Origin of the sequence: Vibrio casei (assembly GCF_002218025.2) — a bacterium.
In the GTDB taxonomy this organism is placed as follows: domain Bacteria; phylum Pseudomonadota; class Gammaproteobacteria; order Enterobacterales; family Vibrionaceae; genus Vibrio; species Vibrio casei.
Window position 1 is genome coordinate 645,649 of the sequence record NZ_AP018681.1, and the last position, 26,589, is coordinate 672,237.

The window sequence follows — 26,589 nt, forward strand, 5'->3', positions numbered from 1 at the left end:
GCCATTATACTATACAAATGGATAATATATTCATTTGGTGAATCATTTGGTTGGAATATAGTGACTTTGGTAATAGATAAAAAACAAGGCCGTCGTAGTGCTCAAGAAGCAGAACAAACTAAGAAAGATATTCTTAGTGTTGCTGCTCGGTTATTTTGTGAACATGGTTATAAAAAAGTATCACTGCGTTTAATCAGTGAACAAGCTGGCGTTTCACATAGCCTACTTCGCTATCACTTTGGCAGTAAAGAGAAGATTTGGCAGCATATTAGTGATTACATCTACCATAATTTTCAACACTATTATCAGCACATAATCGGATCATTGCCAAAAGGTTTACCCGCCAATGTTCAACTCTATAAACTGATGAATCGAATTCTGGCTTGTAGCTTGAGCGATCCTCGTGCTGTAAAGTTTTTAGCGGATGCAGTCAGGCAAGAAAAGAAAATGATTAACTATTTTCTGGAACCAAGTAAAAAAGATAATCAAGTACTTGAAAAACTGGTTTCTGAATTCAAACAAGATTACCCGAACTCACCGATTACCGTTAAAACACTCCGTTGGCAAGTATCCATCTATTCACATGCGGCAAGTACATTAGAGCCACTAATGCAACATGCCTTCAACGATTCTTGTCAAAATATTGCCATTTTTGAGCATTGGAAACAGTTCAATCGATTATTAGGTATCCAACTTCATATCAAAGATGAATATCTTGAACATCCAGAAAGCTTAAAACAAATGATTATATCACCACCAAAAGATCTAAATGAAATTAGCGGTGATTGCCTCTCTTTTGATGAATATTAAGCTTGGCTTTAAGCTTACGTTTTTCAGACGATCGGCTACGCTTTCTCATTGGATCTTCTTCTTCAAAAGTAGGCTCATAACCTGGCAACCACTGCTGAGGTAGCCGAGTATTCAGTAGCGTTTCAATCGCATCAAGTAAGTATTGTTCTTGTGGACACATTAGTGATATTGCTTGCCCTACTTCACCCGCACGCCCTGTTCGTCCAATGCGATGGACATAATCTTCAGCCTGAAACGGTAACTCATAATTCACCACGTGTGGTAATTGCTGTATATCCAAACCACGAGCGGCTACATCAGTTGCAATCAATGCTCGTATTTTTCCAGACTTAAAATCATCCAATGCTTTTTGTCTGGCGCCTTGAGTTTTATCACCATTAATCGAAGCGGCTTCTATACCATCCAATTTCAACTCTTTCGCCAGAGCGTCTGACGTTTGTTTTGTCTTAGTAAAGACCAACACTTGACGCCAATTTCTTGCTCCGATCAAATAAGACAATAACTCACGCTTACGAGATTTATTCACCGGATACACAATTTGCTCGACCAAGTCTGCGGTACTGTTTTCCGATGCAATTTGAATCTCAACAGGATCATTTAACAATTTATAAGCCACTTCACGGATACGTTTCGTGAAGGTTGCAGAAAAAAACAATGTCTGCTTTTCATGGTTCATTCTACGTAAAATTCTTTGTAAATCTGGCATAAACCCCATATCCATCATGCGGTCAGCTTCATCAAGCACTAAGGTTTTTGTGTCTTTTAAATGAATGTTTCCTACAAATAAGTGATCCAATAAACGCCCTGGTGTCGCCACCACGATATCAGCACCAGAAGCAAGATTTTTAGTCTGGACCCCCATACTGGTTCCTCCATATACCACAACGATTTTCAAGCCTTGATTGTAAGAAACCAAACTTTCAAATACTTGTTGTGCTAGTTCACGAGTGGGAGTAAGCACTAATGCTTGAACGCTTGCAGCTTTAGATTTCGGTTTCTTATCCGCGCCACGATCAATATCAGTCAAGAGCATTTTCGAATCCAATATATTTTGAATAATAGGTAAACCAAATGCCGCGGTTTTTCCTGTTCCTGTTTGCGCACTCGCTAGAACATCACGACCTTGTAATATCAATGGTATAGCTTCAGATTGCACAGGGGTAGGCTTAGTCATACCAAGCTTTTGAAGAGTTTCAAGAATAACTAGAGATAAACCTAAGAGTTGGAACGACATAATGAACCTAATTGTACAGAAAATAGAAAGAGAAATTTAGTAGGAAAGCCCCCTACTGATAAAGGCAAGTTTACCACCCAAACTCAATTATGCTGATACTTTTCAACTTTCATCGGTTTTCTTTCTTATTTCCCGAGTTATTCTTGTCACAAGATTTTTTAATATGTTAAGCAAACGAACTTTCTAACAGGTAATTTACCTCATCCCACCACTTTATTTTAGCCTGAGGTGAGTGAAGATAAATACTTTGGCCAACTAAGGGGGTTAATAATGATATGGGCTTACGTTTTACTTCTAGCATCAAATCTTGTATCGGCTCATCCCACTTATGAGTAAATAACTCATAAGTAGACCAATGAACAGGAAATAAGCTTTTCGCTTTAACATCGTGAGCTTACGGCAGCATAGCTCAACTTAACTCGCCAGCTCTGGTTTACTAAGTGCTTATCCAATATAAGGAAGGCACCATGCAAAACCAGAAAAACCTGATTCAGGCCACTGCTGACTTTGAGCACTGGCGACAAACCCGCATTAATAAACATGCCAGTATCCCCGATGAACTACGCTGCTTAGCACTCAAGCTGCTTGAAGAATATCCGATCAGTCACGTGACCAAAGCACTACGGATCTGCACCACCCAGCTCAATGACTGGCGCAAGCAACTTCCCGTTAAGTCGTCCGCTCCTGATTTTGTTCCGTTACAGATAGAGCCTGATTTACTACCTAAATCAGACCTGAGCCTTCAGCTCACTCTTCCTAATTCAAGTCAGATCTGTATCAGCGGCCTTGTCTCTCCTGACTTATTGCGAGCTCTGATACAAGAAGCAGGAGAAGTAAAATGATCCACCTGACTGCTGAGAGTAAAATCCTGCTTGCGACTCAACCAGCCGATTTTCGCTGTGGTATTGATGGACTCGCCGCCCTGTGTCGTCATCAGCTAAAACAGTCGCCTCGTAGCGGAACCCTGTTTGTGTTTACCAACCGCCGTCAAACCATGCTTAGAGCATTATGTTATGACGGCTCTGGCTTCTGGTTAATCAATAAACGCCTGAGCAAAGGCCGCTTTCAAGATTGGCCCCGTCATCACCAAGATGGGGTGACCCCTGTCGCCGCGAAGCAGCTTAAAGCTCTGTTGGTGGGGCTGCCTGGCTGGCAAAAAGTATGACCGTACGCACACTATTCCCCCTTAAGTTATCGATCCTCACGATCATGTTGACTGATCCCACAATGCTGGAATAATTGAGCGCATCAGCACTGCAAGCCAGCCGACAGGAACTTAAATGGCGCAAGACTTTACCGATATTGACAGCGAAGAGCTGGACGGGCTTATCCAGCGAGTGCACGAGGCAAAGGAGCACGACTTAGCACTGAGTGCGGAAGATTGCCACATCTTGTTGAAGGCATTAAAGACGCTGGCTGCCTTGCAAGAGCGTCTGTCTGATAACGATATCACCCTGCATAAATTGCGTAAGTTGGTTGGCATGGTCAAGTCATCAGAAACGATGGACACTCTACTCGGCCAGAAAAATAAGAAAAACAAAAACCGCGGTCAAAAACGTCCTAAGCCTAAAAATACCCAACCCAGCACACCACCAGTGAAACCGAAAGTCACTCAGCATAAACTGGACGATCTAAAGAAAGGCGATAGTTGCCCCGAGTGTCAAAAAGGCAAGTTATATAAATACGAGCCCGCTACGCTGTTGCGGATCACTGGGCAAAGTCCGTTCGTCCCAGAGCAACACGTTATGGAGCGGCTACGTTGCAATGCCTGTGGTCAGTACTTCACTGCCAAGTTACCTAATGACGTGATAAATGATGGAGAGCCAAGCCAGAAGTATGGTTACAGTGCCCGCAGCCTGATGGCTCTTCACAAGTTTTTTGCAGGTGCACCCTACTATCGTCAGGAGAGTACGCAAGCGCTGATGGGGATTAAACTGACCGCCTCAACCATCTTTGACCAAGTCGAGTTAGTCGCCAATAGCTTGCAACCCATTTATAACTTGTTAAGAGTGTTTGCCGCAAACGCAGAGCACTATTATTTAGATGACACGACCAACCGAATTTTAGACAAAGTCCCGATAGAAAAGCCGCAGAGAAATGGAACAAAAACCCGAGAGCGCAGTGGTGTTTACAGCTCCGGTTTAGTCGCGGGCTTAAAAGAGGGTCGTACTGTCGTGTTGTATCAGACCAATATCGGTCATGCCGGCGAGTTCATCGACGAGATTTTACATGACCGTGGCCGGACACTCGCGCCCCCGATATTGATGAGTGATGCCTTATCCAGCAACCGCCCATCGCTTGATTACGTGGTCGAACACAGTCTGTGCAACAGTCACGGACGACGGCAGTTTGCCGAAGTCCTTAATCAGTTTCCAGATGAAGTGGAGCAAGTACTACAGTGGTATGGTGAAATCTGGCGACACGATGATGAAGCCAGGGAGCTAGGACTTAACGCGGGGCAACGGTTAGCTTGGCATAAAAAGCTATCACTTCCGGTAATGGAGCAGATCCGAAACTGGGGTCAGGCCGAGCTGAACAGGGGAAGTACAGAAGAAAACAGCGGGCTTGGTAAAGCAATTAATTATTTTACTAAGCATTATGAGGGGCTGACCGCCTTCTGCCGTCTCGAGGGAGCACAGCTGGATAATAACCGAGCGGAGCAAGCACTCAAGCTAGTTGCTCGCAACCGAAAAAATGCCCTGTTCCATAAAACACAGGCTGGTGCGAGCATTGCGGATGTGATCATGGCGATGATAGCGACATCAGCCGAAGCGGGTATAAATGTGCTGGATTACTTTAATACGATACAGCGAATGGAAAGTGAAGTTAAGGCTAATCCACAACAGTTCTTGCCCTGGAATTATCAGTCCAATATCTAATCAAAACAGGCTCTGGCTTTCGGCCAGAGCCGCTTCTTAATACCTATGTACACTATCTTCTCGTAAGCTCACTTAACATCATGGAATGCTTTAACAGTATGCCTTGCTTGCATGTGCCCCCAATTTTCGACCGGAAAACCACGCCCTTTCTTTACATTGGCTGCCACTTCCATAAAAGCTACGTCAAAAGGCCCCATTCGCTCACCAATCTCTTTAAAATGTTTATCATAAGCCGTATCACCACTATAAAAAACAGATGAATGTTGGCTGTGAATGCACCACGAAGCCCATAATGTTTTATTCGTATCTAGCCCGGTTCTACCCGATTGATGATTAGCTGGCGTTGCCGTATAAATAACCCCCTTAATCGCCGCTGATTCCCACCAGTCAAATTCCTTTATCTTTGATGGCGATACTCCCCACTTCTCAAGGTGCTCACCTACGCCTAAGGGCACAAGAAAATGTACATTTTTATCCGCATAAAATTGCATGGTCTCTTTTTCTAAATGGTCATAATGATCATGAGAAATAACAATAACATCTGGCATGGGGAGGTTTTCGCGGGTGGTCGGTATACTTACATTTCGTTTAAATAGAGCTTTAACAATATTTGGAGAGGCATGTTCAAAAACGGGATCGATCAATATTCGTTGTTTGCTCATCTCAATAAATAAGCTTGAATGGCCTAACCATGTGATCCTCAATTCATCGCTTACCTGCCTGAGTTGATGAGCATCTAATAGCATATACGGTAATTCATTTTTAGGTTTAAGATGATGTCTTTCACCGGTATATTTCCAAAAAGTCTGAAAGGTAGATTGATGGCTATACTGTTTGGGAAGCTTAGTAATGGCAGTACCATTTTGGAACTGAGCTGAAGATAACATTCGATTTTTACGTTTTTGTCGACTTGTTATAACCTCTTGTTGGCGTAAATGTCGAATTGATTCTGGAGTAGAAACAATATCAAGCGCTTTTCCTGCAATATTCACTAAAGTATTCGTCATAACCTCGCCTATCGACTAGTACTATATAAAACAAGATATGAGCCTTTTACCAAGCTCTGTTTTTAGTGTAGGCAACGATTAGTTTCAAGTAGGTGAACGTTATTTTACAATTTAAATACGCGGGGCTTAGTATTACTGGTAGGTTTTAGCTAAAATACAAACACAGTGATTGATTACAAGGTCCACTAATTACAACGCTCACTAGATCCAAAAGAGGTGTCCCAACGAATGAAACACCTCTTTTTATGAATAATTCACAGCTTATTTTAAGGTTTCTAGTTCAGCTTTTAACCTTTCTAATTCTTTACTGTCTTCCGCTAATTTTTCTTTGTATTTATTTACTTTATCCAGCTTCTGATCTTTGATCGCTTCTTTCAAATCATCTTGGTGCTCGGCCATATCTTCTTTCACATCATCAATTTTATCTTTAAGTTCATCACTTAGACCGTCAGTTGTACAATGTGCTTTAGCCTGTTCGAGTGCTTTGTTTAATCCGGCTTCTTTTTGGTTGTTGTTATATTGTTTAGCCAAATCTAATTGTGTTTCAATTTGGCAAATTTTGGCCTCACAAGCCGTTTTACCAGAACAATCCTGTGCCACCGTACTAAAACTGATTGACGCCATGACCGTGCTTAATACTACTAAAATTAATTTCATTATGTTTCACTCAAAGGAATACAAAACAACATTATAAACAATAAATTCCTCAAACGATATACACAGACAAAAACTACGGTTTTTAGAGACATCATGCTTAATCAGCCCTATGAGAAATATTCCCTGTCACAGGGTAAATACGCTATTATCCACGCCGTCTAGACTTTATCTACCTTACTATTTTCCGATTTAATACCTTGGAGTTATTTATGTCATCTGGCCCTCACCAGAAATCGTCTCACAATACGCGTTCGAAGAAAAACATCGCTACACCGTCGCCGAAAAAATCTCATTCTCAAGGTAAAAAGACGTCATATCGTAAAACTGAATCAATGACTCCAAAACCAGGCGGTTTACACCCACGTAATGCTCATTTAGGACGTTATGATTTTGACAAATTAGAACAAGCAAATCCCAACCTTAGTCAATTTGTCATGTTAAATCCCCGTGATGAAAAGACCGTGAACTTTAGTGATCCCAAAGCCGTCATTGCGTTAAATGAGGCTCTTTTAAAAGCATATTACGGATTGGATTTCTGGCAAATCCCACAAGGTTACTTATGCCCGCCAATTCCTGGTCGTGTTGATTATATTCATTATTTAGCAGATCTACTTTCTAACACACTTAATGAATTACCTAAAAACATGACGGAAATGGATAAAGAATCCGAAGAACATCATCCGAAAGGTTCTGCTAATCATAAAATGTCTGTCTTGGATATCGGTACTGGCGCAAACTGTATTTATCCGCTTTTAGGAAGTACCCGTTATGACTGGAATTTTGTTGGGTCGGATATTGATCCTATTTCGGTCAAAACAGCCCAATTGTTGGTTGAAGCAAACCGAAAATTGAAAGGGAAAATAAAAGTTCGGCTTCAAAGCGATCAAGCAAGTATTTTTAAAGGTATTATTAAACCTCAAGATACATTTGCGCTTTCTATGTGTAATCCGCCGTTCCACGAATCGATGGAGAAAGCCGCAGAAGGTAGCCTACGAAAAGTGCATAATTTAAGTAAGTCATCATCTGCAAATTCTGCGTCATTCAAAGCTGCATCACTACAATCAGATGGAAAACCGATACTCAATTTTGCAGGGACAGAAAATGAGCTTTGTTATGAAGGTGGAGAAATTGCTTTCTTAACACAAATGGCCAATGAAAGCTTAGAGTTTTCAGACCAAGTTTGTTGGTTTACTAGCTTAGTTTCAAAGCAAGAAAATGTTCCGCTGCTAGAACAGCAATTAAAGAATTTAAGTGCAAAACAGATAAAAGTAGTTCATATGTCACAAGGTCATAAAATGACTCGTTTTGTTGCATGGACATTTTTATCACTTGAAGAACAAGTTGAGTTTTTTGGTTCTATGGGCTTTGATGCAAAGGCTTTTACATAAAATATGTTAATAGCTATTTTTCATTAAAATAAAAACGCCCAACTTATCTTAAGTTGGGCGTTAAGTTTACCTGATTATAAGTTTTTATTTATCAATAATTTACTTAGAGGCCCTGCGAGCAGCAACCGCATCCGCTAATTGACGAAGTACTTTTTCAGTATCTTCCCACCCAATACAAGCATCTGTGATACTTTGACCATAGTTTTCAACCTTGCCATTAACAAGATCTTGACGACCTTCGTTAAGGTGGCTTTCAATCATCACACCAAAAATGGCATCTTCACCTGAAGACAATTGAGCTGAAACATCATCTGCAACGACCATTTGACGTTGAAATTGCTTCGAGCTATTTGCATGGCTAAAGTCAATCATCACTTTCTGGCGTAGTCCTTGAGACTCAAGTTGTGACTTCACCTCACTAACATGCTTTGCACTATAGTTCGGCTCTTTACCACCACGAAGAATAATATGGCAATCAGGGTTGCCTGCTGTTTCAATGATCGCGGAATGACCATATTTAGTCACGGATAAAAAATGGTGAGAAGCACCAGCTGAACTACAGGCATCGGTCGCAATTTTGATATTGCCATCGGTACCATTTTTAAAACCAACCGGGCAAGAAAGACCTGATGCTAATTCACGGTGTACTTGAGACTCCGTTGTACGCGCACCAATCGCTCCCCAACTGATCAAATCACCAACATATTGTGGAGTAATCATATCAAGGAATTCACTTGCCGTTGGCATACCTGAATCAGTCAAATCCAGCAACAATTTTCGTCCAATCCGCAAGCCATCATTCAATTGATAAGTGTCATCAAGGTATGGGTCGTTGATTAAACCTTTCCAACCAACCGTGGTTCGTGGTTTTTCAAAATATACACGCATAACCACTTCAAGGTTATCTTTCAGTTCATCACGTAACACAGCTAAACGCTTACCGTATTCTAGGGCTGCTTCAGTATCATGAATAGAGCATGGTCCAATCACAACCAATAAACGATCATCTTTGTCTTCTAAAATATTGTGTATTGCTTGGCGAGATTGAAATGTCGTCGCGCTCGCCATTTCTGTTGCTGGAAACTTCTCTAAAACGGCCACTGGTGGCAAAAGTTCTTTAACTTGTTTAATTCTTACATCATCTATTTTTTGCATAACGACATTTTCCTTATTATGTGAGCGCTTTGGATCAAAATAAAAATCATCTAGATACAATAACCAATCCAAAAAACGAGTATTTAGGTTCCTTGTTGTTAACTTATCCTTACAAAATCAGAACTTCAATGATTAATTTCATTGGAAAGTCAATTTATCCATGAATCTATTCCTCATCGATTAGTTAACATTATGTTTACAATGACAAGTTTTTATATTTTCTTGATCACAATTATTGCATCTGAAGACAAAGAGCATAAAATAGTGACTTAGATCACATTTTATAAGATAACCTTTATGCTGTATTACTTTCTTCCTATCTTATTTGCTAGCTTCTTACTAAGCGCCGCAACGCTTAAAGAACAAAAGCCTCTCGACATCTCGATCAATTTATATGGGCTATCACAAACGAAAATATCATTAGATGACACAATAAAGTCAATTGATGCTCGTTTAGAAAAAAATAATACAGACAACGCCGCTATCACTTTCTTTTCTGCTTTTAATCAATCTAAAGCTAATGTCGTAACTGGCTATAACTATGTGTATGCCCTAAATTCTGGTGAAGGGTTGCGAAATACACCTTTACTCGCAAGTAATTTGCCCATTTACAGCCACTCTCAACATCACCAGATCTACGATTTTCCATCCAATAAAACTCACGCCAGAGCTTATGTAAAAACATTTTCAGAGCAAAAAGTTGCATTCTTATCACTTATTGATTTGGAAAGAAGGAGTGAAAGTTTTCCATCTGATGAAGATATAAAAAAATTAGGTTCTACCATTGATCGTGGTTCAATAGAAGGTTGGAATAAAGTCGTATTAGTCAGCCAGTACTCACCAAGCGCAACCAAAGCAATGCTTAAACAATTAAAAGGGATTGATGTAGCTATAACGCTGGGTAGTGAAAGAAATATCACCCGGGTGGGTAAAACTTGCTTAGCCGAATTTCCTTATAACGATGCCAATCAACTGCCGATAAAAGCCTCGTTGTCAGCATCTGGATACACAACTCGATGTTATTGGTAGTGTGGCATTTCTTCATTAGCCTGAGTATTTAAATTAAATAAACCATGCGACCAATCATGCACATGGCTTTATTTTTTAATTGAAGATTTATCGTTATCGTAAAATCATGCAAGTGGCAGTGGCATGGCCATACAGTTTGCCTTCACTATCTTTTAAACTCCCCTCAGAGATACCTAACGACTTAGTAAGGTTAATTAACTTTCCTTCCGCTATTAAGGGTATATTTTGAGGTACAGGTTTAAGCATTTTCACATTCAAATCGATGGTTGCATAACTGATTCCCGCTTCTAGTGCAGAGTGTACAGCGCATGCAGTCACAGAGTCCATAATTGTCGCTAGAAAACCACCATGCACGCCACCAAGCGGGTTAAGGTGTCTTTCATCCGCGGTGGCTTCAAACTGTACTTTACCGTATTCAACAGAAATGCCTTTCAATGGCATCGTTTGAGTAATCGATGCTGGGGGGATTTTTCCATCCAACATAGCTTGCAACATTTCTAATCCTGAAAATTGAGAGACTGACATACGATTCCTTTGCTCTGTATTGTTGATATAAACATCAGTATCGTAGACATCTGACCATTAATTCAAACAAGTGTTTACAAATTTGAGAGTTGTGCATCTTTTTGATTAAAATTTCAGCTTACATTGTGACTCTTAGTCATTATGCTCAATAAACACGGTCGCCTCAGGAGCATAATAGTACTTACTTATAATTCTCTTACCTATACCCAAATTATTTTTCTATAACTAAGGTTACTTGCCCAACTTCAATGCCAAACTTATTTATACTGGTACGATTAATCAATTTATCAGGGGTGACTAAATACATCCAATCATCAAAATCGGTTTCTAGTGTGTCGCCTTTATAAGGTAGCACTACTCTGTATTTCCAATGGAAAACACTACCTTGACTGCGCCCAATAGCATCACCAATAACATCATCAGCTTGCCCTACAGCCGTTCCATCCTCATTTAAGGTAATGTTCCAAATACGCTTTTGTGTTTCACCGTCATCATAAACAAAATCTTCTTCAATTATGCCGATGTTACCTTCCCACCGAGCATCCATATTCACCACTAATTTTCGAGTTAATTCACCTTTGTAATCTTGAACGACACCATAAGCTTTTAACTTTCCATTAAAAAAAGTTTTAAAATCAAAATTAGGTTGGCTACCACTATAATGACTGACTTCTGGTGCTGAACAGCTAATGATGAACAACATGCTTAAGAGGATCAAAAGAGACTTAAATAAATTCATAATTATTTCCTTGATTATCATTTTCAATTACATGGCTAAGGCTTATCCCCTATCAACTCTCGGCGAAACTCAGGGTGGGATGTATCTTTATCCAGCCAAATCGCGAGAAAATTTTCCGCAAAATCACGTCCATTAATAACGCCTAACTCCTTTGTATTATGAAGAAAAGTCGCTTGACCTTTAGCGTTGGTGAGTAATGTTAATGAATCACCTTTTTTAATATTTGGCCAAAGGGATAACAGCTGTTTGTCATAAGTATTTTTTAGATCGAATTTTCCAAGATGTTGCCATTGCTCGTTGGTCGCTTTAACAAGATCTTTGGCGGTAAAATCCCTCAAATACGTTAAAGTAAGTTGTATAGGGTATTCGCCTGGTACGTACTGCCCTGACGTTGTAAAAAGTTGCGCGTCATAGACATTCCAAAACATATATTTCAAACGCGCTTCGCCAACGAATTTCAACCCATTATTTAACGTGATCCCAGCGTGTGCGAATTGAGATGAAAGAACCATCACCATCAATACCCATGTCCATTTCAACATATAGCCTCAAATAAAAAATGCACAATGGTATTGAATACGGTAAGAATAGAATTTGGATCAGAAAGATAATAATAAAAAAACACCCAAATCATACGACTTGGGTGTTAATAAAGGAAAGACAGTTCCCCTACTCACCCTTAGGGGATTATTTCTGTAAACAATAAGTCTGCACTTGAACGTCAAACAAATATAAAATTAAGATACTCTCTGCCGCTTCCCGCATTAAACGAATGGATTCAACCGCCGCTTCTGTACGAAAGGTTACCTCTGCAACCGATAAACCATCTTCAACTAAGGTTTTAGCTAGCGGTACCGCCTGTTCTACATGAGTAATTTGAATAAAAGGAATCATTTTGTAGTTTTTCAAAAATAATTTCAATTTGGATTATGATACGAAAAAGACACTGGTTGAATGGTTATCAAGCCAGTATCTTATTGAGTATTAATCACTTAATGTCATTATTTAGCGACGGATGTTTTCGTTGCATTTAATGTTGAAGCTTTGGCTTTTGTATCGGGCATATCCGAATCGCCACCTTCCATCGCACTTCGCTCTTCATCTAAAATCGCTTTAGCTTGTGCTTTCGTTACCGAATTAACCGGTGTGCATAAGCTCACAAACACGCCAGCAATTAACGCAAAGAGTACGGATGGAATGCATGGATTTCCCCAAAAAGTGGTCCAATCAGCGTTAAACATCACAGAAATAGAGGCAGTGGATGCTCCAATTAAAGTTGCAATGGCACCTTGCCAATTATAACGACTCCAGAACCGGCCTAACATTCCGCAGACGAACATGCCAGACATCACCGTTGAAATCATTTTGGTAATGTAGCTAATAATATCGTTGGACGTTAATGCAAACAGCAAGGCGAAACCAATCACAATCACCAGTGATAAACGAGAATACAACACCATTTTATTCTTAGGCGGTACCGTACCAGTAAACATGATATACACGTCACGAAGTAGGATAGAGACACCAGCAATCGCATCTGAACTAGCGCTCGACATCGTGGCAGAAAGGCCAGCAATCAATACAATTAAACCTAGACCAACAGGTAAAACTGTAGCCGCCACAAATGGGAATGAGTAGTTAGGGTTATTCAACTCAGGATTGATCGCATGAGCTGACATGCCTATGATTGCAGGAATAATCGAGAAGAATAGATACAAAATACCTGATGCCATAAATGAGCGACGAATCGTTTTGACGTCTTTTCCTGAATAAATACGCTGGCGAAATGATGGCGTCGCCAGCACACCAACGCCGACAACTGTCGCCAGTGAAAGCGCCGGGATCCAGCCGAGTTTATCAATCGCAAGGAAACTAGTGGCTGCTGCATCCATACCATCATATAAATGATCGAGACCACCGATATAATTAACCGACATCACCGCCATAAGAATAAAGCCGGTAAATAGGATGATGGCTTGAATAGTATCCGTCCATACCACTGCCGTATAACCACCGATCACAACATAGATGGTAAATGCCGCAGCAATAATAATTTTTGCCGTCGTAAGGTCAATATCAGCAATCCACGCAAGGTATAAACCGCCACCTAAAATATGTGCTCCTAGCCAACCAATCGAAGCAACAAAGATTAATACGCCCACTAAATTCTTAACGGTTTTATTCGCGCCAACGTAATAAGCTAACTCTTCACTCATTGTCATAAAATTTAGTTTACGCATTGGAGCAAACCACAACGCTAATAGAATAATGCCGATGGCACCGCCTATGCCGTATAAAGTACCCGCCCAACCATTAGCATAACCAAAGCCAACAGCGCCCATGCTTGAACCCGTACCAACCATCGTCGCAACTGTCGTTCCTAATATGAGAAATAACGGTAACCCTCTTCCCCCAAGTAAAAAATCTTCCCCTGATTTCTGATTACGGGAAACAAACCACCCTAACCAGATTAAAAATAATACATACGCACCGAAACCGGTGAGAAACAGTGTACTGTGCATAACGCACCCCTTATACTGATTCGCTTGATTATTGGACATCCACTGTCTTCTTTTGACTTAGTCAGTGCTGTTCAGTGATTGACTGTTTATACAGTCTTTTTTGCTTTATTAGCAGGCTGGTTCATTGCCAGCCTTTCTTTTTATTTCACTTTTTTCTTTAGTTTCAATTAAATGAAACTAAACGCGATCTTTGCGATAACACGTCACATCAACTTCAACTTTTACATCCACCACCAAATCACACACCATACAAATACGTGCGGGAGGGTTTGCTCCAAAGAATTCTTTAAAAACTTTGTTAAACGATTGGAAATAACGGGAGTCTGTCAGAACCACTTTCACATGTACGACATCTTCAAGCCCGTAACCAGCTTCTTCCATAATGTTGACGCAGTTTTGAATCGCAAGACGAGATTGATCAACAATTCCACCTTCAATCACTTCACCATCAGTCATTGGGGTCTGGCCCGAAACGTACAAAAAACCACCCGCTTCTGTCGCACGAGCAAACGGTAAATGTTGACCACCCGTACCAGTACCGCCTTCAACACCGTAACGTTTGATAGACATAATCTTCTCCACTTTTTAGAACATTCAATAAATACATTAAGCCTTGCGGCTAACTCTTTTCACTTGCCATCATTACTGTTGATGGCGATATAAAAAACGACCATGTCGATTACTATCAACCTTGCCATTTGAATAACTGACTTGCCCATTCACCATTACACAATAAATACCTTTTGCGGCAGCAATTGGATTTTCGAATGTGGCTTCATCTTTAATCTCTTGGGCATCAAACAACACCAAATCAGCGTAACCACCCACTTTTATTTCCCCCCGATCTGCTAAGCAATATCGTTTGGCTGACATACCTGTCATTTTATGTACCGCTTGTTCGAGGCTGAAAATTTTTCGATCACGAGTGTAATGGGACAAAACTCTTGGAAACGCACCCCATAAACGAGGGTGTGGATGCGGATCATTAGGCAAACCATCGGAGCCCACCATAGTTAAACGATATTTCAATACGCGCTCTACATCGGCTTCATCCATACAGTGATACACCGCTCCGGCTGGCTGCATCGCTTTTGCCGCTTCCATAAGGGGTAGACCCATATCACAAGCAATGTCCTTCAACATTTTTCCTGCATACTCAGGTTTTGCATCTGACCAAGTAATAAAAATATCAATGTCTTCGGTGACTTGCTTTAAATCAAGCGTGGATGAACTGGCCGAATACGGATAACAATCGCATGACACATCTTGATGCTTGGCGGTTTTTTCCATTAACTCAATAGTTTCAGCCGTTCGCCCCCAGTTTCCGGCTCCAGCACATTTCAAATGTGAAATCACTACAGGTACTTTGGCGTGCTTTCCAGTGCGAAACGCTTCATCCATCGCTTCTAAAATTTGCTCGAACTCTGTACGCATATGAGTGGTATAAATACCGTCAAACTCTGCAAGTTCTTCGGCAAGTTGCATTACCTCTTCTGTCGGAGCTGAGTTCGCACTGGAATAAGCCAAACCTGAGCTCAAACCTAATGCGCCTTGCTGCATCGCTTCACGTAAGCAAGATTTCATTTGAGCAATTTCATCACTTGAAGCCGCTCGATATAAATCATCCATCACGTTATTTCGCAATGTAGTATGCCCAACTAAACCCGCAACATTAACCGCTGGCTGAGCCTCCTGAACCGCCTTGGCGTACGACTCAAAACTTGGATATTTAAAATCCGCACGCTTACCTAATAAATTCATCGGATCTGGTGGGTCGCCAGCAAATGCTGCCGGTGAAGCACTGATACCACAGTTACCAACAATCACCGTCGTAACACCTTGGCTGATTTTTGGTAAACATTCAGGGTAACGAATAACGTTAGTGTCATCATGTGTATGAACATCGATAAAGCCCGGTGCTAATACTAAGCCGTTACCATCGATCACTCGCCCATTGCCGAATATTTCTGTATTGGCTAGGTCACCAATCACCACAACTCGATCATTCTTTACTGCGACATCAGCAAAGTAAGCATCTTTTCCTGTTCCATCAACAACTTGAACATGTCTAAAAAGTGTATCGAATTGCATGTTTACCTCTTCATTTTAAAATAATGTCGCGCTTTATATTCTGTAGATTCAATCACCTAATGGCTGACGATCATCACCACCACGGTGGCTATCTAATGCCAGTTTCAAGCGGCGTAATTTATCTCGTGAACGACTTTTCTGACGAATCGCGACTTCCATTGCAATCACATCGATTAAGGCCATCATGGCGTAACGTGATGCTGAAGGTTTATAAATGAAATCACCTTCGTTATTGATAATCGGCAATGTCACATCACTAAGCTGAGCTAAAGGCGAACCAGCCGGTGTAATAGAAATAATTTTCAAACCGTATTGCTTGGCTATCGATGCTGGTTCAACCACTTCCGGCGTATACCCAGTTGCTGAAATCACCACTAGCACATCATTACTGTCTGCAGTTGAAGCAACCATACGCGCTAATAAGCCATCGTTATAAGCCACTGTCGCAAAACCTAAACGTACTAAGCGATATTGAAACTCTTGGCTCATAACCGTTGATCCACCGCCCATACCAATCGAAATAATCTGTCGCGCCCCAAGTAGATATTCGACCGCTTTATTCACATCAGCTTCATTAACCAATTTACGGTTAGCATCAGCCATGCTTTTAATCGATTCATAAATACCTTGAAAACCGGTCGTTTCTGGTGGCTCAATAATGAATCGTTGTCCAACGGCTAAAGACTGCGCTAACTTTATTTTAAGGTCTCGAACATTGATGCAACCTACCGCTTTAGCGAAACGTGTAATGGTTGCTTCACTGACGCCGGCTTCTTGAGCAAGCTCGGTAATGCTCGCCTTAGCTGACATTTCTAAATCATCGACAACAAGCCGTGCGACTTTTTTTTCAGCTTCACGTAACAATGGAAAACATTCCGTAATTTTAGAAACAATGTCTACTTCGATGCTCATGTCACAACCCTCTTAATGATGAGAATGTTAGTGTGTGTCACTCAACTTAAAAGTGAGAGACCACACAAAACCCTAGATTATGTGTGATAGTTTCTAACATGAAATAATAATAAATAAGGTTAATCCGCTTTAAATCAATAGATTAAATAATGTTACTCACTTAAGAAAGAAAACTAACAATAATAAAAAATGTTAGTTACTATCATAAAAGATAATATTATCACCAGTATTAGAAGGATTGAATGAATGAATAATATCGGAACCAAAGGGGTATGGGCGCAAGAGAACCCACAAGGTATTTATAGCCTAATTAATGAAGAAATTAGCTTGCCCACTGCGGTCATTAAGCAATCCGCACTCAGCAACAATTTAAATTGGATGCAAAAATTTGCTGATCATCATCAAGTAAAACTGTCTCCTCACGGCAAGACCACAATGACTGTGGATTTCTTCACCGAACAATTAAATGCAGGTGCGTGGGGGATCACGATTGCCACTCCCGCTCAAGCACAAATCGCCGCGAAGGCTGGTGCAAAAAATATCATTATGGCAAACCAATTAGTTGGCAAAGCCAACATGGCTATCATTGCAAATTTAATTGAAGAACAGCACGTAAACTACTTGTGCTGCGTGGATTCAGTTGCCAATGCACATCAGCTCAACACTTTTTTTGAAGCTCGTAACATCAAGTTAAATGTATTAATTGAAATGGGCGTGACCGGCGGTCGTTGTGGCTGTCGAACACCAGAAGAAGTTGAGACGCTAGCTCAAGTGATTGCCAATACTCCAGCGCTAACATTGCAAGGTATTGAAGTTTACGAAGGCGTTATTCATGGCGATAACGCTGAGCAGCAGATCCGCGAATTTTTAACCGTTGCGATTGATCTAGTAAAAACCTTTAAACAGCAAGAACTTATTCAACAAGTATCGCCTATAATTACGGGAGCGGGTTCTGCTTGGTACGACATCGTGGCGGAAACCTTCAGTGCACATCACGATTTAACGCCAATCCTCCGTCCTGGTTGCTATTTAATTCATGACACTGGTATCTATCAAGATGCGCAAAATGCAGTGATGAACCGTGCACAACATAATTCTGGTTTTGCTTGTGAATTAGGTGGTGATTTAAGCTCTGCTTTAGAAGTGTGGGCCTATGTTATTTCAAGACCAGAAGCTGGCACAGCAATTGTAGGAATGGGGAAACGTGATGTGGCCTTTGATGCAGGATTGCCGATCGCCGAACATGGTTACCGCGATGGCAAAACTATTTCCATTGAAGGCTTAACTTCCATTGCGGTAATGGATCAGCATACTTTTGTGACGGTAGAAGAAGGATGCGATTTACAAGTCGGCGATATGATTGCCTTTTCAACCTCACACCCTTGTTTAACCTTTGATAAATGGCGCTACATTGCAGTATGTGATGATGAGTTCCAAGTAACTCGTTGGGTTGAGACTAGTTTTTAATTCTAATTTAATCAAATTATCTTCACCACTCTAAAAATAAAGCCAATAATTGAAGTGTAAACCGTACGTGAACACTATAATTATTAGGCTTTTTACTTTCACTTCAATGACGTGATGTTTTTAAAAAACATAGGCTAAAATCATCGTGCTCTCAACGTTATATCACTCTTATATGGAGCCCGATGATATTTGAGTCTTGCTGTTGGAGTTTAGGCATGAAGGCTCTTAAAATGCGAGCCTTCTACATGGTTTGATATTAGCTATCAAAGTAACTTATGATTTTTATTTATGCGAATTCGGTTTAATGCTGGTATAGCCTGATATTCATATTTAAGTGTCTGTGAGTATGGTTGTCTTTTAATTCGCCTCCACAACCATAACATAGTGGATCTATCCGATTGATCAGAAAGCGCTTTTTTTACTCTCTTTTGCCAAATAGAGTCAATGTCATAATCCATTAACGCAACTTGTTGCGTTTTTTCTCGCAAGCGTCGGTACAAAAAGGTGCGGCACATCGGCCAGTTTTTATACCATAATGCTCGATAAAAACACGCCCATTCCGGTAACGGGTGAGTATGATAATAACGAACCCCCTGCCACAATATGACACCAAAACTAAAAACAAAAACAAACACCGCAATCAAATAAACCGCATAGTACTGTAGCCATGATTTCAAGGTATGCTTAACTTCAAATGTCTTTTGAGGCAAATGCAACAATTCTAATGATTGCGACTGTGTGTTCCACCAAGGCACCCCAACAGCTGGAAACGTTAATTCCCCCCCTTTTTGTAAAACATAAGTCGTTTTTTCTATTCGACTAGCACTAAAAATGCCGCGATCTTGACTGTCTTGTTTTTGACTTGGAGATACGTAAGCCTGATAAGCCTCATTTAAAATCACATCACTAGGGTTAGGCAACATAACGGCTAAAGTATCTTGAGCCCGTAAAGTGATCGTACGGGTAATACTATCGCCAACATGTAACGATGACTGGCTCACCTGCCAATCTTCATTTAAAGAAGCCTTCGGAGCTGCAATCCAGTGGGAAGATGACGACAATTGTTCCGTAGGATATTTTACACCCACCCATTCTTCTTTTGTCCATAAACGAATGGTGTGTGGCTCTCCACCTTTAGGATCCGCTACATGGACATCAATCGGCATGGATGGAATATGATAAAGTCCATCTTGAGTCATAAATAACGGGATATCCCAAAGTTGATAGGTCCAAGTCTGACCATTAACCCTGTTCGACATTTTATTGGGAGTTAGAGCGCGTTGTGTCGTAATTAAATTAGGGATATTTAACTTTGGTATTTGTGTCCCCTTTGTGAACCATGTTGGCACCGCAATTACGATATGCCAAGCAGCCGGCTCATTGACCATCCATTCCGCCGTTGGCGTTGGTAAAGTCCCCTTTTCTTCGGCCTTTGCACTGAGAGGCTTTTCTTTATTATTTGATTTATTTATAGGCACAAAATTTTGGTCATATTGATAAGAGGCTATGTCATGCTTTGCACCTACCCAACTATAAATCTTAACACCAAGCGTATTGTGAGAATTGTCTACCATTTCCACAGAATAAGCAGGGGGAGAAAAAGTCCAAATAATGCATGCCATAGTGAAAAAATAACGCATTATTTCTCCTCTCTCTGCTGCTGGTATTGAATAGAAAACTTTGATTGTAAAAACTGTTTCGGATCACTTTCCACTCGTTGAAACCATTTATCTATAGACGCATCGCTTTCCAACAATTGATCCGCTGTCATTTTGTCATCAAGCAATGCTTCTTGTGTGACCTGAGTTTCTGCGCCATCAGACGTTTGAGGTTCACTTCCCAGTTCATGAGACGCATCTTGACTAGCGTCCATTCCTTCAGATTGGCTCTTACTAAATTCATTAATCTCTTTAATCACCGCAACAACAATAACCAGATTATGCTGAGCAATCTTATTATCAGGCTGTTGATGGACTAACTTAGATAATAATGCTCTTGCTGCAACATATTGACGACCTCTGGCTAATGCACTCGCTGCATGAAGTTGCATATTAAAATCATGATTTTGATTTAATACTTTATAAGCGGCATCAAATTGAGAAGCATAATAAAAAGCCACACCTTTATGTAATGGATCATCATAATGATTGGCTGCTTTCAAGTAATTCCCTCGGTTAAAATACCATTGGCCTTGCTGATCTCGCGTCATCCATAGATCAAGCCAAGCTTGCATCACTTTATCTCCAAATGAAAACGAGGCCGCTACTTGTGCTGCTTCTGGCTGGGCTGTGCTTTTCACCGGTACCGCATAAGCTGAATGAGAGTTCAATAATAAAGCACTCAAAGCAATACTATTGATCAGTATTCCTGCACATGCCCACTGCACTATCCAACCTCGACGGAACCAAAGTAATAATAAAACAGCAATGGGTATCAATAATCCATATCCCATATCCTGCCATGGTTGAGAATTTTTTGTATTAAGAGAAGCATGATTTTCAACTCGGCGAATAATGGTTTTCACATCACTGTCATCCACAGACATAGTGATTACCGAACCATTCACTTCACTGGTTAGCTGCTGTAACGCATCAAGTCTAAGTGGGATATCACTTGGTGCATCGACATTACCAGCCGCCAGAATGATTAATTGTGTCTCTGGCATTTCTTTATTCAAGGCTTGACGCCAAGCTGAAACACTTGAAGCATTAACATCGTTTGTAATAAGAAGGATAGTTCCTGCATTAGGCGAGCCTTTTAACTGATGCTCAACTAGAGGGATAGCAAGTGAGCTATCTTTACCTGCTAATGGCATAACATCAGGCCCTAATGCTTCTAGCATAGGCTTAAAAACAGAGGAATCTTCCGTCAATGGCATAGCAAGATGCGCACTACCTGCATAAGCGATCAGAGCGTTAAGGCCTCCTGAACGTTGGGCAAGAATATCTTCCATTTTTTGTTTCGCTCGGGTTAACCTGTCAGGTGCGACATCTTTTTCTTGCATTGCAGAACCACTATCGAGCACCATCACTAAAGGGGTTTGGTCTTGATGAAATGGCGATGGTTGTTTTTCCATGTTGGCCCCGAGCACACCAAAATAGCCAATGCAATAATAATAGATAAAATAACGATTGGTAATCGACGCTTTAGCCCATTCTCACCGACAGTTAAAGCAACGCGTAAATGATTTGGTAGTTTTTTCTGCCAATTTGAAACTTGGGATTCACTTTTCCATTTAATCAACAATAACCCAATAAAAGGAAAAAATGCGATCAGCCACCATGGACGTAGAAAATGAAATTGAGCCATAGCATGAGACCATTCAACAAAATCAAACACGATGATCCTCCTTATGATTCCCTTTTTCCTGCTTAGTGATCAATTGGCGATGTTGACGAATTTGTTTCACTGTGGACCAACTATAAACCCCCAATGCAAGCACAAGCGCGATCATCACAAGATAAGCGTGCAATGACAATTTCGGACGGTAAGTCGTGCTTCGATACAATTGAGGCTCTAATTCATTAATAGTTTCATAAGATTGCTCTAGCTGATCCTTATCTAATGCCTGAAAGGCTTGACCACCAGAAAGCTTAGCAACCTGACTAATCGTCTCCATATCTAACGCAGATTCCCCAACTGTTTTTGGGTTACCCATGGCGATCATATGAATTTTAACCCCTTTAGCTTGAGCTACTTTAGCGGCATCCAAAGGGGCAACGAAACTATCAGTATCATTACCATCCGTGAGTACAATGGCTAATTTTTCAGTCTTTGAACTTTGTTGATCACCCTCTGTTAATACTTTAATACCTAAACCAATCGCATCACCGAGATGGGTACTTTGTCCTGCCATCGGAATTTGAGCTTCATTAAGTAACAAAAGCCACGCTTTATGATCCGCAGTAAAAGGGGATTGTAGGAATGCGGAATCACCAAATAAAATTAGCCCTAAGCGATCGCCTTTTCGTTTAGTTGCGAATGTCTTTAACACTGACTTTACAGCTTGTAAACGGGTAACTTTTTTACCTTGGTCATCAATAAAGTCTGGCGTATTCATCGATCCTGAAAGGTCAACAATCACCATCACATCACGACCATATTCTTCACGAATTTGTGGCGCACCAACCAGCATTGGCTTTGTTAGCGCCAACACAACTAAACTCCAGCAAATTACAATAAATGCACGTTGCCACAATAGAGGTTTTTCTACCGTAACCCCTTTATCCAACTTCACATTAAGCACTTGATTTAATTCCTGAAAAAATGGAACTTTAATCGCTGAACGTGTGGTGGTGTAACGCGGAGTCAGCCAGTACACAACCAAGGGTAAAGGCAAGATGAGTAGCCATAATGGGTGTAATAATTCAAGATCCATAATCAGAGCCCTAACCTTAATTTAGGTTTTTTATTATTATTGTGATGGGCTATCCAAGCCAAACAATACTGCTTCACATCAATACTATTTTGCTCGCTCCATGGTATAGCGGAGTCTAACTGTATTGCTAACCATTTATCCATTAGTGGGCTTTCCCAATTCAGTTTGCTGGGGGCAACGAAAAGGAATTTGCTAAAAATTTTGTAAAATTAACTCGGTAATAAGGTGCACTGCTAGCATCAACATATTGAGCAATCGCTTTCATCACTTGAAAATAATAATGAGCCGATTGAGTAGCAGACATCCCAGAATCTTGATTAAGGGCGTGCTGCGCTTCACGTTGATAACGGTAAAATCGATAAAGTTCTATACGCCATATCACTAAACGAATGAACCCAAGTAAAATCACAACGAGTAACACTTGCCAACCAATAGTTTGTGGCCACAAAGAGACAGGATCAGGAAGAGGTGCTTCCATCCAACTTTTTAAAGTAATAGATGACGGTGGTGTAGGGTTAACCATACGCCCTCCCCATCGTGAAAGACAAATGCGTTAAGTGTTTACCTGACGTATCAAACTCTATGTAAGGTAAACGATTCATTGCCATTATTTGGCTAAGATTCTCTTTACGCTCCATATAATGACGGTGTAAAAATTGATTGGCTTCTTTAAGTTGATTATCCTTATCAATATTCATCTGAAACGTGCCATCAGAAATGACCCATTGATTTTCTTGCCCAAAAGATTGCTCTAATGGATCAGTAACCGGTAAACAGAGAACATGATTATGTTGCTGAAGATGCTGTAATTTAGCAAAGCATGCCGAGTTACATTGATAAAAATCACTCACAATTACCATTAAGGCATTACGTGATTTGAGCTTCATTAAATCATCCAACATAGCCTCAAATTGATTATGTTCACTCGGTTTAGAATGAACCGATAATGTCTGATTTGCCGTAGATAAGTGCCTTAATTGCTGCAAAAAATCAGATTGGGTTCGTGTGGGTTTAAAGTGTTGAATACCTTCATCGGTTAGAAGTAACAAACCCACGCGATCATTATTTTTGATCACGGAAAATCCCATCACACTAGCGAGTTCTGCCGCAACTACTGATTTCATAATATTAATGGAAGAAAAATACATATTTGAACGTTGATCGACACACAGAATGACATGATGATCTTTTTCTTCCGTATACACTCGCACATGAGGCTTCCCTGTTCTTAAGGTCACTCGCCAATCAAGATTACGAATATCATCTCCCAGCTGATAATGTTTCAATTCTTCAAAGTTTAACCCTCGACCACGAAATCTTGATGCATGACGACCAGATAAAATACTTTGTACTTTTAGCAAAGAATGAGATGCCAATAAATCAGCGTGCGGCTGCATCGCCACTAATTGAGGATATGAGCAATGAACCCTAGAATCCAATTCAGGCTTATGATTCATTACAACTTTAGAGCGGGATGCTCTGGCCATAAAAACCTCTGTATAATTGCCTTAGCCAACCATTACATTATCCAGTAATGCTTTAATAACATCTTGATGATCAATCCCGTCAGCAGCCGCATGATAAGTTAAATTTAATCTATGCCCCAATACGGAAGCTGCAATAATCCTTACGTCATCGGGTTCGACATGTGACCGACCAGCTAACCAAGCATTAGCTCTGGCGCATTTATCTAATGCAATAGAGGCTCGAGGGCTTGAGCCAACCTCAATCCAATTCGCCAGATTACTGTCTGAATAACGTTCAGGATGACGAGTTGCCATCACTAAATTCACAATATAACGGTCAACCAGTTCTGGTACTTCAATATCAGCTAACTGCTGACGAGCATCCAACACTAACTGCACTGTTATTTTATCTTGCCCAACAATTTCCGAAGCCATTTTTCCATCTTGAAGTTCTTCACCTCGCACCAAGCGAATAATATCTAGCTCGGCCTCATCTTCTGGATAATCGACGGTCACTTTGAGCATGAAGCGATCCATCTGCGCTTCCGGCAACGGGTATGTCCCTTCTTGTTCAATGGGGTTTTGCGTAGCAAGAACAATGAAAGGTTCAGGGAGTTTCTGGCTACTTTTTCCAATCGTCACCGTACCTTCAGCCATCGCTTCAAGTAAAGCTGCTTGCACTTTTGCTGGTGCTCGATTGATCTCATCCGCTAGCAGAATATGATTAAAAATCGGCCCGGGTTGAAAAGATAATTGATGATGCCCCTCGATTTCTTGGTACATTTCCGGTAACTATTCACCCAGGAGCTATTGACAGCAAATTTATGTGACTGAGTTAACTTGATCCCACATTCAACTTGAGTGATCTTTTTGTGGTGGCAATCTGGAGGTATGAATAAGAAAACATTACCTCCACCGCCAGATTTCGATTCGCCTGAAGAGGCGAAAGATATCATCCACTTTTTATGGAATAAGTTGGCTGAGCTTGAAGATAGGCTAAACCAAAATAGTCGCAACTCTTCTGTGCCATCATCTCAACAACCCCTGCATAATAAAGCTAAAAATACTTCGCCGAATCGGAAGAAATCTGGAAAAAAGCAAGGAGCTCAACCAGGTCATAAAGGCCATCGCCGACTGCTTCATCCTATTGAAGAGAGCGCCTCGGTTGAGCAATATTTACCGAATAAGATATGCCACTGCGGTGGGTGTGTTATTCCAAATCGAAAACCTTATAAACGACACCAAATCTTTGACTTGCCAGATATCTCATACACGCTTGTTGAACATCAAATTTTTAAAGGCGAGTGCTCATGGTGTGGTGATAAGCATCAAGCGGAGCTTCCAGAGTCTGTGCCCGATGTTCAAATGGGGTCAAATCTACATAGCTTTATCGCAATCCAGGCGACGCAGCACCACCAAAGCATAGGTAAAATACAATCTATGTTGAAAGACGTCTTCCAGCTTAACTTCTCAACAGGTGCAATATCAGCGGCGCAAGGACGAGTCACTGAATACTTAGCCGATACTCATACTCAAATTCATGAAACAGTCAAAGCATCTAAACTGATTATGGCTGATGAGACTTCGCATCAGCGCAATAATGATAAACGCTGGATGTGGGCCGCACTCAGCAATAACGTAGCCTTTTTCCAAATTAACAGTGGAAGAAACCAACATGCTGCCAAACGACTACTTGGTGAAGCGGTTTCACACCTTTTAGTGACTGACCAATATTCTGCCTACAAATATATCGACGAATCTAAGCGCCAATTATGCTGGGCTCACATATTAAGGAACGTCATCGCTATCGAGGAAAGCGTTTGTCCTGAAAACCAAAAAATCGGAGAAAAACTCGCTTTAATCGCTCATAGCGTATTCAGGTGTCATCACCGATATATCGAAGAAAAAATTACCGAAAGCCAATATTACCGCCGACTCAGGCGATTACGAAAGAGCTGGCTTCATTGGCTCAAATTGGGTAGTTATCAATGCTCAAAACGATATCGAGGTAGATGTCGAAACCTCATCGCTGATGATGCCATGGTCTGGCGGTTTATGGACGACTCCGAGTGCCCGTTAACAAACAACGCAGCGGAGCGAGTTCTCCGTAATTACATACTGATGAGGAAGTGTTGTTACGTGACTCGCTCATATCGAGGCGACCAGTTCCGCGAACGAATGTTCTCGCTGATAGAAACAGCCAAACTTCAGCAGGTCTCTGCTTATAAATGGCTGCGTGAAATCGTCGAACATCACATGTTGAGAGTTGATTATCAGGCGCCAGTATTTTTTAGCGTAAACCGTCGTCAATAGCTCGTGGGTGAATAGTT

25 protein-coding genes and 2 pseudogenes are annotated in these 26,589 nt (G+C 40.9%); 8 read left to right on the forward strand and 19 right to left on the reverse strand.

What is annotated here, in order from left to right:
• Positions 1–60 precede the first annotated feature (60 nt).
• Complete coding sequence (locus VCASEI_RS15910) at positions 61–810, forward strand: TetR/AcrR family transcriptional regulator (RefSeq protein ID WP_162621093.1); 750 nt, start codon at positions 61–63, stop codon at positions 808–810.
• On the opposite strand, the gene VCASEI_RS15915 is transcribed toward VCASEI_RS15910, so the two are convergent.
• On the reverse strand, positions 776–2,044 hold the full coding sequence (locus VCASEI_RS15915; protein ID WP_089110984.1) for a DEAD/DEAH box helicase: 1,269 nt from the start codon (positions 2,042–2,044) through the stop codon (positions 776–778). The genes VCASEI_RS15910 and VCASEI_RS15915 overlap by 35 nt on opposite strands.
• Before the next feature lie 467 nt (positions 2,045–2,511).
• Between VCASEI_RS15915 and VCASEI_RS15925 the strand changes: the two genes are divergently transcribed.
• From VCASEI_RS15925 to tnpC (VCASEI_RS15935), 3 genes are all read left to right on the forward strand, one after another.
• The gene (locus VCASEI_RS15925) at positions 2,512–2,886 is read left to right on the forward strand and encodes a hypothetical protein (RefSeq protein ID WP_110957753.1); all 375 of its coding nucleotides are present in this window, start codon (positions 2,512–2,514) and stop codon (positions 2,884–2,886) included.
• Positions 2,883–3,209: an IS66 family insertion sequence element accessory protein TnpB gene (gene tnpB / locus VCASEI_RS15930; RefSeq protein WP_004393962.1), complete on the forward strand. Its 327-nt coding sequence runs from the start codon at positions 2,883–2,885 to the stop codon at positions 3,207–3,209. Before VCASEI_RS15925 ends, tnpB begins: the two co-directional genes overlap by 4 nt.
• 115 nt (positions 3,210–3,324) lie before the next feature.
• The gene (tnpC, locus tag VCASEI_RS15935) at positions 3,325–4,923 is read left to right on the forward strand and encodes an IS66 family transposase (RefSeq protein WP_110957756.1); all 1,599 of its coding nucleotides are present in this window, start codon (positions 3,325–3,327) and stop codon (positions 4,921–4,923) included.
• Positions 4,924–4,991: 68 nt separating this feature from the next.
• Here the strand turns inward: tnpC (VCASEI_RS15935) and VCASEI_RS15940 are convergent, their stop codons facing one another.
• Positions 4,992–5,930, reverse strand: a complete 939-nt coding sequence (locus tag VCASEI_RS15940) for an MBL fold metallo-hydrolase (RefSeq protein ID WP_089110983.1) — start codon at positions 5,928–5,930, stop codon at positions 4,992–4,994.
• 261 nt (positions 5,931–6,191) lie between these two features.
• The gene (locus VCASEI_RS15945; protein ID WP_089110982.1) at positions 6,192–6,587 is read right to left on the reverse strand and encodes a DUF1090 domain-containing protein; all 396 of its coding nucleotides are present in this window, start codon (positions 6,585–6,587) and stop codon (positions 6,192–6,194) included.
• A 209-nt stretch (positions 6,588–6,796) separates the two neighbouring features.
• On the opposite strand from VCASEI_RS15945, the gene rlmF reads away from it, so the two are divergent.
• The gene (gene rlmF / locus VCASEI_RS15950) at positions 6,797–7,975 is read left to right on the forward strand and encodes a 23S rRNA (adenine(1618)-N(6))-methyltransferase RlmF (protein ID WP_086959592.1); all 1,179 of its coding nucleotides are present in this window, start codon (positions 6,797–6,799) and stop codon (positions 7,973–7,975) included.
• 99 nt (positions 7,976–8,074) lie between these two features.
• Here the strand turns inward: rlmF and aroG are convergent, their stop codons facing one another.
• A complete protein-coding gene (gene aroG, locus VCASEI_RS15955) occupies positions 8,075–9,130 on the reverse strand; it encodes a 3-deoxy-7-phosphoheptulonate synthase AroG (RefSeq protein WP_086959590.1) in 1,056 nt (351 codons plus the stop codon).
• A 297-nt stretch (positions 9,131–9,427) separates the two neighbouring features.
• Between aroG and VCASEI_RS15960 the strand changes: the two genes are divergently transcribed.
• Positions 9,428–10,159, forward strand: a complete 732-nt coding sequence (locus VCASEI_RS15960; RefSeq protein ID WP_086959588.1) for a hypothetical protein — start codon at positions 9,428–9,430, stop codon at positions 10,157–10,159.
• Positions 10,160–10,252: 93 nt separating this feature from the next.
• Here VCASEI_RS15960 and VCASEI_RS15965 read toward each other — a convergent pair whose 3' ends face one another.
• The 8 genes and pseudogenes from VCASEI_RS15965 to VCASEI_RS16000 form a co-directional block, all read right to left on the reverse strand.
• Positions 10,253–10,684, reverse strand: coding sequence for a PaaI family thioesterase (locus tag VCASEI_RS15965; protein ID WP_089110981.1), 432 nt, complete (start codon positions 10,682–10,684; stop codon positions 10,253–10,255).
• Between the two features lie 211 nt (positions 10,685–10,895).
• A complete protein-coding gene (locus VCASEI_RS15970; RefSeq protein WP_086959585.1) occupies positions 10,896–11,423 on the reverse strand; it encodes a DUF3833 domain-containing protein in 528 nt (175 codons plus the stop codon).
• Between the two features lie 35 nt (positions 11,424–11,458).
• Positions 11,459–11,965 (reverse strand): chalcone isomerase family protein, encoded by a 507-nt coding sequence (locus tag VCASEI_RS15975; protein WP_197709594.1) that lies wholly within the window; start codon positions 11,963–11,965, stop codon positions 11,459–11,461.
• Between the two features lie 193 nt (positions 11,966–12,158).
• A pseudogene (locus tag VCASEI_RS15980) lies at positions 12,159–12,344 on the reverse strand (bifunctional 4-hydroxy-2-oxoglutarate aldolase/2-dehydro-3-deoxy-phosphogluconate aldolase); the annotation flags it as partial.
• An 80-nt stretch (positions 12,345–12,424) separates the two neighbouring features.
• On the reverse strand, positions 12,425–13,945 hold the full coding sequence (locus VCASEI_RS15985; RefSeq protein ID WP_089110980.1) for a sodium:solute symporter family protein: 1,521 nt from the start codon (positions 13,943–13,945) through the stop codon (positions 12,425–12,427).
• 177 nt (positions 13,946–14,122) lie between these two features.
• Positions 14,123–14,515 (reverse strand): RidA family protein, encoded by a 393-nt coding sequence (locus VCASEI_RS15990; protein ID WP_086959580.1) that lies wholly within the window; start codon positions 14,513–14,515, stop codon positions 14,123–14,125.
• A gap of 72 nt (positions 14,516–14,587) precedes the next feature.
• Positions 14,588–16,036, reverse strand: coding sequence for an N-acyl-D-amino-acid deacylase family protein (locus VCASEI_RS15995; RefSeq protein ID WP_089110979.1), 1,449 nt, complete (start codon positions 16,034–16,036; stop codon positions 14,588–14,590).
• Positions 16,037–16,084: 48 nt separating this feature from the next.
• The gene (locus VCASEI_RS16000; RefSeq protein ID WP_086959576.1) at positions 16,085–16,948 is read right to left on the reverse strand and encodes a MurR/RpiR family transcriptional regulator; all 864 of its coding nucleotides are present in this window, start codon (positions 16,946–16,948) and stop codon (positions 16,085–16,087) included.
• A gap of 246 nt (positions 16,949–17,194) precedes the next feature.
• On the opposite strand from VCASEI_RS16000, the gene VCASEI_RS16005 reads away from it, so the two are divergent.
• Complete coding sequence (locus tag VCASEI_RS16005; RefSeq protein ID WP_089110978.1) at positions 17,195–18,415, forward strand: amino acid deaminase; 1,221 nt, start codon at positions 17,195–17,197, stop codon at positions 18,413–18,415.
• A 263-nt stretch (positions 18,416–18,678) separates the two neighbouring features.
• Here VCASEI_RS16005 and VCASEI_RS16010 read toward each other — a convergent pair whose 3' ends face one another.
• The 7 genes and pseudogenes from VCASEI_RS16010 to VCASEI_RS16040 all read right to left on the reverse strand — a co-directional run.
• The gene (locus VCASEI_RS16010; protein WP_089110977.1) at positions 18,679–20,055 is read right to left on the reverse strand and encodes a BatD family protein; all 1,377 of its coding nucleotides are present in this window, start codon (positions 20,053–20,055) and stop codon (positions 18,679–18,681) included.
• Complete coding sequence (locus VCASEI_RS16015; protein WP_089110976.1) at positions 20,055–21,491, reverse strand: VWA domain-containing protein; 1,437 nt, start codon at positions 21,489–21,491, stop codon at positions 20,055–20,057. Before VCASEI_RS16015 ends, VCASEI_RS16010 begins: the two co-directional genes overlap by 1 nt.
• Complete coding sequence (locus VCASEI_RS16020) at positions 21,446–21,754, reverse strand: hypothetical protein (protein WP_089110975.1); 309 nt, start codon at positions 21,752–21,754, stop codon at positions 21,446–21,448. Before VCASEI_RS16020 ends, VCASEI_RS16015 begins: the two co-directional genes overlap by 46 nt.
• On the reverse strand, positions 21,747–22,793 hold the full coding sequence (locus tag VCASEI_RS16025; protein WP_089110974.1) for a vWA domain-containing protein: 1,047 nt from the start codon (positions 22,791–22,793) through the stop codon (positions 21,747–21,749). The genes VCASEI_RS16020 and VCASEI_RS16025 overlap by 8 nt, the downstream gene beginning before the upstream one ends.
• 160 nt (positions 22,794–22,953) lie before the next feature.
• Complete coding sequence (locus tag VCASEI_RS16030) at positions 22,954–23,316, reverse strand: DUF4381 domain-containing protein (protein WP_089110973.1); 363 nt, start codon at positions 23,314–23,316, stop codon at positions 22,954–22,956.
• Entirely contained in the window at positions 23,309–24,280 is a 972-nt protein-coding gene (locus VCASEI_RS16035; protein WP_089110972.1) for a DUF58 domain-containing protein, read from the reverse strand. Before VCASEI_RS16035 ends, VCASEI_RS16030 begins: the two co-directional genes overlap by 8 nt.
• Positions 24,281–24,301: 21 nt before the next feature.
• A pseudogene (locus tag VCASEI_RS16040) lies at positions 24,302–25,045 on the reverse strand (AAA family ATPase); the annotation flags it as partial.
• A gap of 105 nt (positions 25,046–25,150) precedes the next feature.
• Between VCASEI_RS16040 and tnpC (VCASEI_RS16045) the strand changes: the two are divergent.
• Positions 25,151–26,572, forward strand: a complete 1,422-nt coding sequence (gene tnpC, locus VCASEI_RS16045) for an IS66 family transposase (protein ID WP_110957837.1) — start codon at positions 25,151–25,153, stop codon at positions 26,570–26,572.
• The last annotated feature ends 17 nt before the right edge of the window (positions 26,573–26,589 follow it).